Annotated in this window: 16 protein-coding genes; 13 read left to right on the forward strand and 3 right to left on the reverse strand. The window is 61.5% G+C overall.

Features of this window, described 5'->3' with window-relative positions; genetic code table 11:
• The first annotated feature begins 15 nt into the window (after positions 1-15).
• The 11 genes from ACFY5D_RS03495 to ACFY5D_RS03545 all read left to right on the forward strand — a co-directional run bounded on the left by ACFY5D_RS03495 (position 16) and on the right by ACFY5D_RS03545 (position 6,606).
• The gene (locus ACFY5D_RS03495; RefSeq protein WP_387525085.1) at positions 16-168 is read left to right on the forward strand and encodes a hypothetical protein; all 153 of its coding nucleotides are present in this window, start codon (positions 16-18) and stop codon (positions 166-168) included.
• Positions 165-845: a hypothetical protein gene (locus ACFY5D_RS03500; protein ID WP_387525088.1), complete on the forward strand. Its 681-nt coding sequence runs from the start codon at positions 165-167 to the stop codon at positions 843-845. The genes ACFY5D_RS03495 and ACFY5D_RS03500 overlap by 4 nt, the downstream gene beginning before the upstream one ends.
• Positions 842-1,429 carry a hypothetical protein gene (locus ACFY5D_RS03505; protein ID WP_387525090.1) on the forward strand — a complete coding sequence of 196 codons (588 nt, stop codon included), beginning with the start codon at positions 842-844 and terminating at the stop codon, positions 1,427-1,429. The genes ACFY5D_RS03500 and ACFY5D_RS03505 overlap by 4 nt, the downstream gene beginning before the upstream one ends.
• A 20-nt stretch (positions 1,430-1,449) precedes the next feature.
• On the forward strand, positions 1,450-2,688 hold the full coding sequence (locus ACFY5D_RS03510) for an AAA family ATPase (RefSeq protein ID WP_387525093.1): 1,239 nt from the start codon (positions 1,450-1,452) through the stop codon (positions 2,686-2,688).
• Complete coding sequence (locus ACFY5D_RS03515) at positions 2,685-3,041, forward strand: hypothetical protein (protein WP_387525096.1); 357 nt, start codon at positions 2,685-2,687, stop codon at positions 3,039-3,041. Before ACFY5D_RS03510 ends, ACFY5D_RS03515 begins: the two co-directional genes overlap by 4 nt.
• The gene (locus ACFY5D_RS03520) at positions 3,038-3,382 is read left to right on the forward strand and encodes a hypothetical protein (protein ID WP_387525099.1); all 345 of its coding nucleotides are present in this window, start codon (positions 3,038-3,040) and stop codon (positions 3,380-3,382) included. The genes ACFY5D_RS03515 and ACFY5D_RS03520 overlap by 4 nt, the downstream gene beginning before the upstream one ends.
• Before the next feature lie 2 nt (positions 3,383-3,384).
• Complete coding sequence (locus ACFY5D_RS03525) at positions 3,385-3,915, forward strand: single-stranded DNA-binding protein (protein ID WP_387525102.1); 531 nt, start codon at positions 3,385-3,387, stop codon at positions 3,913-3,915.
• Positions 3,916-4,167: 252 nt separating this feature from the next.
• The gene (locus ACFY5D_RS03530; RefSeq protein ID WP_387525105.1) at positions 4,168-4,413 is read left to right on the forward strand and encodes a hypothetical protein; all 246 of its coding nucleotides are present in this window, start codon (positions 4,168-4,170) and stop codon (positions 4,411-4,413) included.
• Positions 4,410-5,915 (forward strand): DNA cytosine methyltransferase, encoded by a 1,506-nt coding sequence (locus ACFY5D_RS03535; protein ID WP_387525108.1) that lies wholly within the window; start codon positions 4,410-4,412, stop codon positions 5,913-5,915. The genes ACFY5D_RS03530 and ACFY5D_RS03535 overlap by 4 nt, the downstream gene beginning before the upstream one ends.
• Before the next feature lie 58 nt (positions 5,916-5,973).
• Positions 5,974-6,165 (forward strand): hypothetical protein, encoded by a 192-nt coding sequence (locus tag ACFY5D_RS03540; RefSeq protein ID WP_387525110.1) that lies wholly within the window; start codon positions 5,974-5,976, stop codon positions 6,163-6,165.
• Between the two features lie 243 nt (positions 6,166-6,408).
• Positions 6,409-6,606, forward strand: a complete 198-nt coding sequence (locus ACFY5D_RS03545; RefSeq protein WP_387525113.1) for a hypothetical protein — start codon at positions 6,409-6,411, stop codon at positions 6,604-6,606.
• Here ACFY5D_RS03545 and ACFY5D_RS03550 read toward each other — a convergent pair.
• A complete protein-coding gene (locus ACFY5D_RS03550) occupies positions 6,594-7,292 on the reverse strand; it encodes a hypothetical protein (protein ID WP_387525115.1) in 699 nt (232 codons plus the stop codon). The two genes, ACFY5D_RS03545 and ACFY5D_RS03550, sit on opposite strands and share 13 nt — an antisense overlap.
• A 38-nt stretch (positions 7,293-7,330) precedes the next feature.
• Here ACFY5D_RS03550 and ACFY5D_RS03555 point away from each other — a divergent pair, with 38 nt between their 5' ends.
• The gene (locus ACFY5D_RS03555) at positions 7,331-7,543 is read left to right on the forward strand and encodes a hypothetical protein (protein ID WP_387525118.1); all 213 of its coding nucleotides are present in this window, start codon (positions 7,331-7,333) and stop codon (positions 7,541-7,543) included.
• Here the strand turns inward: ACFY5D_RS03555 and ACFY5D_RS03560 are convergent.
• Positions 7,540-7,902: a hypothetical protein gene (locus ACFY5D_RS03560; RefSeq protein ID WP_387525121.1), complete on the reverse strand. Its 363-nt coding sequence runs from the start codon at positions 7,900-7,902 to the stop codon at positions 7,540-7,542. The genes ACFY5D_RS03555 and ACFY5D_RS03560 overlap by 4 nt on opposite strands.
• A gap of 318 nt (positions 7,903-8,220) precedes the next feature.
• On the reverse strand, positions 8,221-8,859 hold the full coding sequence (locus ACFY5D_RS03565; protein ID WP_387525123.1) for a hypothetical protein: 639 nt from the start codon (positions 8,857-8,859) through the stop codon (positions 8,221-8,223).
• A gap of 60 nt (positions 8,860-8,919) precedes the next feature.
• On the opposite strand from ACFY5D_RS03565, the gene ACFY5D_RS03570 reads away from it, so the two are divergent.
• On the forward strand, positions 8,920-9,348 hold the full coding sequence (locus ACFY5D_RS03570) for a hypothetical protein (RefSeq protein ID WP_387525125.1): 429 nt from the start codon (positions 8,920-8,922) through the stop codon (positions 9,346-9,348).
• Positions 9,349-9,400: the final 52 nt, after the last annotated feature.

Consider the following 9,400-nt stretch of genomic DNA (forward strand, 5'->3'; position numbering starts at 1 on the left):
ATCCATGGCGCGGCGATGATGCCCGAACCGGGGACGTTGGAGCCTTGGCGATTCATCGGTTTCTTGCTCGCCCGGATTGATGCCGGGCGAATGATCACCACGGCTGACTGGAACGAAGCCGTCATCACCACCACCGCAGCGTATGAAAGGAAGGCGAAAGCAGCATGAGTGAGCACAAGGACGCATGGGCCAAGCTCCGGGCGCCATTCAACCCCGGGCAAATCAGCCAGCTCCCCAAGCCGTACAAGGCCAACTCCGAGCGCGGCAACTGCAACGTCTGCGGCGGCTGGCATGGGCTACCGGCCATGCACCTGGACTACGTGGGCCACGCGGCCCTGACCGACCGCTTGCTTGAGGTCGACCCGGAGTGGTCGTGGGAACCTCTGGCCATCGGCCCGGACGGTCTCCCGGTCTTCGACAGCTTCGGTGGCCTGTGGATTCGACTCACCATCTGTGGTGTGACCCGCCTCGGATACGGGGACGCCGCGGGGAAGAACAACGCGAACGGTGTCAAGGAAGCCATCGGCGACGCCCTCCGGAACGCTGGCATGCGATTCGGAGCGGCACTGGATCTTTGGCACAAGGGCGATCTGTGGGCCGCAAAGGAAGAGCAGGGAATCGTCGGCGACGATGCCCCGGCCGCGCCGCCGGTTCGGGCCCAGCAGGCCCCGACACAACAGCTGGCTCCGAACGTGGACTGGCCCAAGGAAATCCTCAAGGCCCGAAACAGCGAACCCGCCCTGCTCCAACTCTTGGCCAAGGCCCAAGGCCTCGGAGCACCCCAGCAAGTAATCGACCAGATCAACGTCGAGGGCCGCGCCCTCTCTGAAAGGAAAGTGGCATGACCACCGAGAACATCGCCCCCGTCCGCAACATCCGCGACGAGAACCTGCGCCTGGGCCTGATCAAGGCCTACGCCGACGATCTGGCCGGGTTCCTCAAGGACGCCCGCGCCGACCTGCTGGACGAGCTGTTGCGCCGGTACGAAGCCGAGGGCACGAAGTCCTTCGCCATCCTCCTGCCCAACGGCCAGAAGGTCGGGCAGGTGACGCTGCCGGAGGCGAAGGCCTACGACGACATCACCGACGGCGCCAGCCTCTTCGAGTGGGCAGAGCCCAAGGACGGCATCATCACCGACATCATCCCGGCGCAGGCCGAACGCAAGGAAAAGCGCATCAACAAGGTCTGGCTGGAATCCCTGCTCAAGTCCGCGCTGGAAACCGAGGATGGCCAGTTGATCGATCCGGAGACCGGAGAGGTCATTCCGGGGGTGCGCCGGCATCCTTCGACGGTGAAGACCAGCTTCACCGTCACGTACACCAAGACCGGGCGCGAAGAACTTGCCCAGGCGTACCTGAACGGGGACCTGAATGGCATTGCTGCCGGGTTCGCGCTCCCCCAGATCGAATCCCACAAGCACGCAGCCTAAGACCTCAAGGAGTCTGACCCATGAGCAAGATCATCAGCTTGACCACCACGAATTTCAAGCGCGCACGACATGCACAGATCATCCCGGATCCATCCGGAAACTTGGTCATCGTTGCCGGGAAAAACGGCCAGGGCAAGTCGTCCATTCTGGACAGCATCACCGCGGCCCTCGGTGGCGTGAACGCGAAGACCACGCCGCGGCCCATCCGGGACGGCGAGGACAGAGCCGAAATCGTCCTGCAGACCGAGGACCTGATCGTCACCCGCACGTTCACTCCGTCCGGGTCCCGCCTCACCGTGAAATCGACCGATGGCGCCACGTTCTCCAAGGGGCAGGCGAAGCTGGACGAGCTGATCGGCAAGCTATCGCTGGATCCGCTGGCGTTTACCCAGTTGTCCGACCGGGCCCAGCTCGAAGCGCTGCTGGAACTGGTGGAGCTGTCGTTCAGCCCGGACGCTCTCGAAGCCGAACGCAAGAGCGTGTTTGACCGCCGCTCGGAAGTGAACCGCCGGGTGAAGGAACTGGCTGGGCAGATGGCTGGCATCCCGGCGTTTCCCGCGGACCTCCCGGCGGACGAGGTGAGCGTGTCTGATCTGTTGGACCAGTACCGGGCGGGGTCGGACCTAATCCGAGATCATGAATCGGCAGAAAATGAAGTGGCCCGCATTGCCGAGAAGATCCGCGGCCTGCGCACTCAGGAAGCCAGCATTCAAGCACAGATCGCGGAGGCCATCGATGACTCGATTGTTGCCGGGGATCGGGTGGCTGCGCTGCAGGCGGCGCCCCGGCCGGACCTCACGGGACTCCAGGAGCGCATCGACAACGCCGAGGCGACGAACCGCATGGTTCGCGACTTCAAGGCGGCCCGCGTCGTAGCCTCCAACCACAAGGCCGCCTCCGACGAATCCGCTGGCCTCACCGCGGAGCTGGAAACCATCGCCCAGACGAAGGCAGAAGGGTTGGCCGCGGCCAAGTTCCCGGTCGACGGACTCGGCTTCGACGAGGACGGCGTCACCTACCAAGGAGTGCCGTTCAAGCAGGCATCCAGCGCGGAACAGATCCGCGTCTCGCTGGCCATGGCCATCGCGCTCAACCCGGGCCTGCGCGTCATCCGCATCGCCGACGGCTCCCTGCTGGATTCGGACAGCCTCGAACTGATCCGCGATCAGGCCGCGGCCCACGACTTCCAGATCTGGATCGAAATGGTCGGCTCCCGCGACGACGCCTACGTGATCGAAGACGGCGAAGTGGCGGCATGACCGTCGACGTCCTGAACCCGGTCAACATCGAGGCCCGGATCCGCGACATCAGCGAGCGGATCGCCAACAGCGCCTCCGTCTGCAACGAACGGTACAAGGTGTTCCTTACCGCTGACCGGGACTACGACCAGGCGTTCGCCCGGGCCTACGTGGAGCACGCCGGCGCCGCGCACGAGAAGAAGTACGCGTCGGAGCTGGCCACGGCGGACGAGCGGGAAGCTCGGGACACTGCGGACGCCGCATACCGGTATGCGGACCGGCTGGCCAAGGCCCTCGAGTCGGAGTTGCGGGCCTACCAGTCCATCGGCGCCAGCGTCCGGGCGATGTTCAACGTGGCGGGGCGCGGGGAATGAACGGCCGCCAGTTCGCCCGCTACTTGGCCCGGGACCTCCACTGCGTGTGCGGGTGCATGGGCCGCGAGGAAACCTACGTGCCCCAACACCGGGCCAACCGGGGAATGGGCGGATCCAAGGTGTTGGACCGGCCGGCCAACGTGATCGTCATGTGCTCCGGCCTCAACATCCTCATCGAACAGAACGCGGACCTTGCCGCCCAGGCGAAGGCATTCGGGTGGAAGCTCGAACGCTGGCAGGTCCCCGAGGAAGTCCCGATCTTCGATCGGGCCACCGGCGAGTGGTTCTACCTCGACAACGATTTCAACCGAACGAAGCATCACGAACGAAAGGCGGCCTGAACATGGCAGGCGAGACAGTCATTACGGTCATTGGAAATTTGACCGGGGATCCGGAATTGCGCTTCACCCCGAGCGGGGCGGCGGTTGCGAACTTCACGATCGCTTCGACCCCTCGGACCTTCGACCGGCAGACCAATGAATGGAAGGACGGAGACACCTTGTTCCTCCGGGCGTCGGTCTGGAAGGACGCCGCGGAGAACGTCGCGGAGACCCTGACCAAGGGTATGCGCGTCATCGCCCAGGGACGCCTCAAATCCCGGTCTTATGAAACCAAGGAGGGCGAGAAGCGGAACGTCACCGAACTCGAGGTCGACGAGATTGGCCCGTCGTTGCGTTCTGCGTCCGCGAAGGTGGTCAAGACGCAGCGCGGCGGCCAGGGTGGCGGGTTCGGCCAGGCGCAGGGTGGCCAGCAGTACGGCGGCGGATTCGGTGGTCAGCCGCAGCCGGGCCCGGGCAACCCGACCGCGCAGGGCTGGGGCGGCGGCCAGCAGGGCGGCTGGGGCAACCCCGGCGCCGACGAGCCACCCTTCTAAAGCAACACCCGTTTGAACCGCATGGGCGGGTCGATCCTTGGGGGCTTGACCCGCCCATTCCCTTACCCAAAAACAGGAGAAACAAGACATGAATGCCTGCAAGCGAACTTGCTGCTGGAACCCATATGGGCTGTGCTCGCGCAAGCAGAACTGCGCCTGCCACCAGATCAGCATCCAAGAACGAAACGCCGCCGACTGGGCCGCGAACCTCGAAACCGAACGCACCGCCAGCATCAACCGAAAGGGAAAGCGATGACCACGTTCCAAGCTGTCTGGCCCATCGTCGACCAGACCATGCCGTTCGCGGACCTTGTGGCCGAAGCGGAAGCAGACCTGCGCGCCGTGGCCACCCGGCACGGCGCCGCAATCACCGGACCCGCAAAGTACCAGGTCGTCGACGGCCGCACCCAGCCCGGCTCCCAAGGTGCAGCGCAATGCGTTGTCGCCACCGCCCCGGCCATCGCCCGCAAACGAAACTACGGATGGATAGCAGCATGAAGACCCTCGACCGAAGCATCCTCGAATCGATGCCAGAACTCACCGTGACGGATATGTTCTGTGGCGCCGGCGGTTCCTCAACCGGTGCGATGGAAGTTCCTGGCGTGACGGTGAAGACCGCGATGAACCACTGGGCCCGCGCCATCGAAACCCACAACACCAATCACCCGGACACTGACCACGTGCTGGCCGACATCCAGGTGACGGACCCGCGGTACATCGCGAGCAGCGACATCCTTTGGGCCAGCCCGGAGTGCACGAACCACTCGGTGGCCAAGGGCCGAAAGAGGATCAGCAACCAGCCGGATCTGTTCGGTGATTCCTTGGCCGATGAGGCTGCGGAGAAGTCCCGGGCGACCATGTGGGATGTGCCTCGGTTCGCCGAGGAACACGGGTACAAGCTGATCCTGACGGAGAACGTCGTGGACGCCGCGAAGTGGGTGATGTTCGATGCCTGGCTGATGGCCATGACGTCGCTCGGCTACAACCACCACGTCGTCTACATGAATTCGATGCACGCGCAGCTCGGCGGCCTGCCGGCGCCGCAGTCCCGCGACCGCATGTACGTGGTCTTCTGGAAGATCGGGAACCCGGCGCCGGACTTCGACATGCTGATGCCGCTGGCCCACTGCCCGACCTGCGATGAGACGGTACGTTGCATCCAGTCGTGGAAGAACCCGGCCTATCGGTGGGGCCGCTACAAGGCCCAGTACGTCTTCCGGTGCCCTAACACGCGGTGCAAAAACCAGATCATCGAACCGGGCTGGCTGCCGGCAGCCGCGGCCATCGACTGGAGCCTGCGCGGGCAGCGGATCGGTGACCGCAAGAAACCCTTGGTTGAGAAGACCATGGCCCGCATTCGTGCCGGGCTGCAGAGGTATGGCAAGCAGGCCGTGAGCCTCGACTCAGTCCGCGGATCCCAGATCATCGCACCGGTGGAAGCCGAACCGTTCCCGACGCAGACGACCAGCTACACCCGGTCGCTGCTCGTGCCGGTGGAAGGCCGGGAGGGCAAGCAGGCGCAGCCCGTCGAGGACGCGATGCGCACGCAGACGACCCGGAATGAGACGGGTGTGCTGATGCTGCCAACCTCGCTGCTGATGGAGTACTACGGCAACGGGGTCATGCACCCGACGTCGAAGGCGATCCCGACGATCAGCACCACCGACCGGTTCGCGATGATCACGACGATGCGCGGCACCGCCCCGGAACAGATCCGCGGGGCCGCGGCACCCGTATCGGACCCGCTGCGCACTATCAGTGCCGGCGGCAACCACGCGGGCCTCACCGAATGGACCGTCCCCGAGGTTGAGGACTGCGAGTTCCGGATGCTGGAGCCCTACGAAATCACCGCGGGCATGGCCTTCCCCAAGTCCTACATCATGACGGGCAACAAGCGGGAGCAAGTCAAGCAGGCAGGCAACGCCGTCACCCCGCCCGCGGCCCGCGATCTTTTCATCGTCGCAGCACTATCCCTGGCATCGAGGAAGGTGGCGGCATGACGGAGGAAATCCCTGTTCTCGATGGCCAAGCGGACGCACTGGAAGAGCTGGAGGAACCATGAACACCCGGAGCCCGAAGGCGGAGCGCCAGTGCGTGTGCGGGCGCTGCGGCATCCGCCACACGCCGAACGGCCGGACCCCCGGCAAGGACTACTGCCAGGACTGCCGGCCCGAGGCCGCGGTCTTCGGATGGTACGACCAACCCGCCCGCGGATCCCGCGGCAACACCGTACGAAAGGAAACAGCATGAGGCAGTGGGTTGAGGACGGCAAGAAGGTCCCGCTCGATCAGCGGTGGGTGATGCGCTGCGACAACCAGGTCGACGGGCAACGCTGCACCACGACTACCGAACCGGAGAACACGCAACCCAGCCTCGAGGCACCGCTCGCCGCTGGCTCGCATTGCCCGCCTCACCGGCGACATTTGCCCCACCTGCATTACTGCCAGGGCAACACCCGGCGACCTCTACTTCAAGGAGAAGGAATGACATCCCATGGACTACAAATCGATGACCGCGGAACAGCGCAGGGCATGCAATCTGTTGCTCACGATCCTTCAAACCAAGGTTCAGAAACTCGACATCAGCGTCGTTGGGCAACACAATCAACTGGCGCTTCGTTTCGCCTATGGGCAGGTTCAAGAACTCATCGAGACAGAACATTTGGCTCTGATGAACAGCTATCCAATTTGAAGTTGCTGCGCCGCTACAACCAGTTGAGTCAAAGCAATTGCGTTCGCAGGCATTGCCGCAATCGTGCTGCCTCGGGTCTCTTCCCAAAGTCGTTTGGCTTTATCACGCCAGCGGTCAGCCGATTCCGGATCCGTGGCACTGCCAGCGGCCGCGTTGGTAGCTACCCAAAGGTCGTAGACAGCCTCGGCGAAGTCTCCTCCTGGCGAGAAGTGTTCATCTTCCAGGAACCGCTGGAGAGTTCGAATTGTTCGGTACACGTGCCCCTTGATGTCGGGATCAAGCGAATCGTCTTCCATGAGCAGAGGAATGATCTCAGCGATCATTCTTTCAATGCTCTGGGAAGTTGCCGCAATGGGAGCGTAATTCATCATGCTGATGAATGTCTCCAGCCCCTCGACAGCGTCCAGCAGGTGGTCTGTAAACGGTTTATCAGCGTCCTTGTCAAACCAATTGTAAGGATGATTAATGATCGCCTTGACACAAAGATTCAACGCTCGTTGGTGGACGGCAACTCTAGATCCTTGCACTTCGGCAAGATCCAATATCCGGGCGCAATCGGCAACGTACCGCATGGCAAGGAGATGCTTTTCAATGCCGCCTTCATCCATGGAGCGAGCATGGTGTGGCGTTGGCCCAGTTTGCCAGGATTCGAAAAGGGCACGCAAGTCAGCTGCTGGATTGTGCATGGACTCAGCCTACCCAATGCGAGCAAGGAATTTGCGGCATGAGCGCGCAGTCTGTCCGCCGCGTGTACCGCTCCCCTAGGCCTGTGTGCCCAGACCCCTACTGCGGGAAGGTCTGGGCACCAACTCGGGACGACGCCAAACGACTACGCGCCGAAATCCAGAAGGAGAACGGCGACCGCTCCCCCGTCCGCTACTACGAACACGCCGGCGGCTGGCACTGGACCAGACGCATTGGCAGAAGCGATGCCTAGCGCTTGCGGCGAACCGTCACCAGCCCACTCTTCATGGCGGATTCGTTGTTCAATTTCTTGATCTGACTTCTATTGACGAGGTTGCTCACAATCAATATGACGCCCAGTACCAAAACCAAGCAGAGAGCAAAATCGTTACCAGCGAGCCGCAACGAAATGGCAGCGCCACCAAGGACCAACACCGAACCAACAAGGTTGCTGAAGTTCATAATGCGATTCAAATTGAACAGTTTACGTGCTTTCAATTCAGCAGCGTCGCTATTTCGCGCCTGCACCGTAGTCCAGGAGACGATCTGCGTACCAATCATTGCTCCCACTGCCAAGCACATTCCGCCGGTAAACAACCACCATAGATCCAACTAATCTCCATTCGTAGAAAGAATCATTTATACATGATCCCCACCATAGTTCCGCTGATAAGAGCAGGATTAAGCCAAGGGAGTGGCAGTTGACTGACACTAGCGAAGGCGGGTAATCCTCCGCCACGGCCACGCTCGACTACTGGTATGCCCCAAGAAGGACGGCATATCCGGTGTGGTCATGGTTCCGAGCATCGTCAAAACGCTGAGACTCCAAGAACACTCTGGTATCTGACCGCTTGGCGACATCACGTGATCTACTACGAACACGCCGGAGGCTGGCACTGGACCCGGACGATCGACCGGAAGAATATCTGATCAGGCGGGATCAGCACTTCGAATCACAATCTCATTGCACGCCCTTTGCTGCCGGCCCAGTTCCGCAAAAGCTTGCTCTCGTTCTTGATCTGTACGAGTATTCCAATTCTGCAGATGGTAGCTGAGGGCGCGACATGCATCTTGGAGTGCTTCTTTAGCGTCTGCGGCGATATCGCCGCCCTTTTTACCGGAGGCCCTCTTAATCGCCAAACCGGATAGAACCATCGGCCAACCCTGCAGCAATGCCACTGGCTCGAGGGCAAATTCTCCAAGCATTTTTAGCTCGAATACAGATTTGCTCATGCGCCCATTTAGCTCTGACAGGAGCTTGAGCTGCTCTGGAGTATTGTCCGGCAAGTAGAGCCACGAAAGATGAAGCGCTTCAGCAGCGGACATAAATTCTGCAATACACCGACTACTCTCCGCTAGCCGAGATTCCTCAATTTGAAAAGCGAACTGCTTTTCTAGGATCTCCTTCTGTTCACGAAGGGCCTTTGCAGACTGCACGTATGCGTCGGCACGAGCAATTGCTGCTTGCTTACCTTGGTACTTGTTCGTTCTCCAAACAACGAACACAGCGACAAGCGCTGCCAGCACTGCAGACACCAGGGCCCCAATCGTGCCGCTCCATAGTTCCATCCAGTGCTCTTGCGATATCCCCCATAACATGCCCATCAGCTTACGTGAAAGGACAACCAATTGACTGAAACGGCGAAGGACAAGCGACCTTACTTTGTTCTCACCAACGAGTACCCCAGGCACCGAAAAGTACGCGGACTCAGCGACAAAGCATTCCGCCTCCACATCACCCTCCTCGGGATCTGCAACGAAGACCTCAACGACGGGATCATCGGGAAGCACGACCTGAACATGCTCGGGCCCGGCCCCGGCAAGGAACTGCTCACCGCGAAACTCGTGTACGACAACGGTGGCGGAACCTACCGGATGCACGACTACGTGAAGCACCAGAACACCGCGGCGGAGGTGAAGCACATGCTTTCCGAGCGGGCGGAGTCCGGGAGGCGCGGCGGCATCAAGTCCGCGCACACCAGGAACCACGTGAACAAGGGTGTCACGGACCCGAATTGCCCCCTCTGTCCGGGCGAAGAACCACCTCCCGAGGACTGATTAGCTTCGATTTAGCTTGAACCTATTTCAAGCTCAGCTTCAAGCGATAGCT

Origin of the sequence: Paeniglutamicibacter sp. NPDC012692, assembly GCF_042901625.1 — a bacterium.
In the GTDB taxonomy this organism is placed as follows: domain Bacteria; phylum Actinomycetota; class Actinomycetes; order Actinomycetales; family Micrococcaceae; genus Paeniglutamicibacter.

Coding starts and splice junctions, on each gene's coding strand:
- ACFY5D_RS03500 (WP_387525088.1), top strand. CDS start 165: ATGAGTGAGCACAAGGACGCATGGGCCAAGCTCCGGGCGCCATTCAAC.
- ACFY5D_RS03550 (WP_387525115.1), bottom strand. CDS start 7,292: ATGCACAATCCAGCAGCTGACTTGCGTGCCCTTTTCGAATCCTGGCAA.
- ACFY5D_RS03530 (WP_387525105.1), top strand. CDS start 4,168: ATGACCACGTTCCAAGCTGTCTGGCCCATCGTCGACCAGACCATGCCG.
- ACFY5D_RS03525 (WP_387525102.1), top strand. CDS start 3,385: ATGGCAGGCGAGACAGTCATTACGGTCATTGGAAATTTGACCGGGGAT.
- ACFY5D_RS03505 (WP_387525090.1), top strand. CDS start 842: ATGACCACCGAGAACATCGCCCCCGTCCGCAACATCCGCGACGAGAAC.
- ACFY5D_RS03535 (WP_387525108.1), top strand. CDS start 4,410: ATGAAGACCCTCGACCGAAGCATCCTCGAATCGATGCCAGAACTCACC.
- ACFY5D_RS03565 (WP_387525123.1), bottom strand. CDS start 8,859: ATGGAACTATGGAGCGGCACGATTGGGGCCCTGGTGTCTGCAGTGCTG.
- ACFY5D_RS03510 (WP_387525093.1), top strand. CDS start 1,450: ATGAGCAAGATCATCAGCTTGACCACCACGAATTTCAAGCGCGCACGA.
- ACFY5D_RS03520 (WP_387525099.1), top strand. CDS start 3,038: ATGAACGGCCGCCAGTTCGCCCGCTACTTGGCCCGGGACCTCCACTGC.
- ACFY5D_RS03545 (WP_387525113.1), top strand. CDS start 6,409: ATGGACTACAAATCGATGACCGCGGAACAGCGCAGGGCATGCAATCTG.
- ACFY5D_RS03515 (WP_387525096.1), top strand. CDS start 2,685: ATGACCGTCGACGTCCTGAACCCGGTCAACATCGAGGCCCGGATCCGC.
- ACFY5D_RS03495 (WP_387525085.1), top strand. CDS start 16: ATGATGCCCGAACCGGGGACGTTGGAGCCTTGGCGATTCATCGGTTTC.
- ACFY5D_RS03540 (WP_387525110.1), top strand. CDS start 5,974: ATGAACACCCGGAGCCCGAAGGCGGAGCGCCAGTGCGTGTGCGGGCGC.
- ACFY5D_RS03555 (WP_387525118.1), top strand. CDS start 7,331: ATGAGCGCGCAGTCTGTCCGCCGCGTGTACCGCTCCCCTAGGCCTGTG.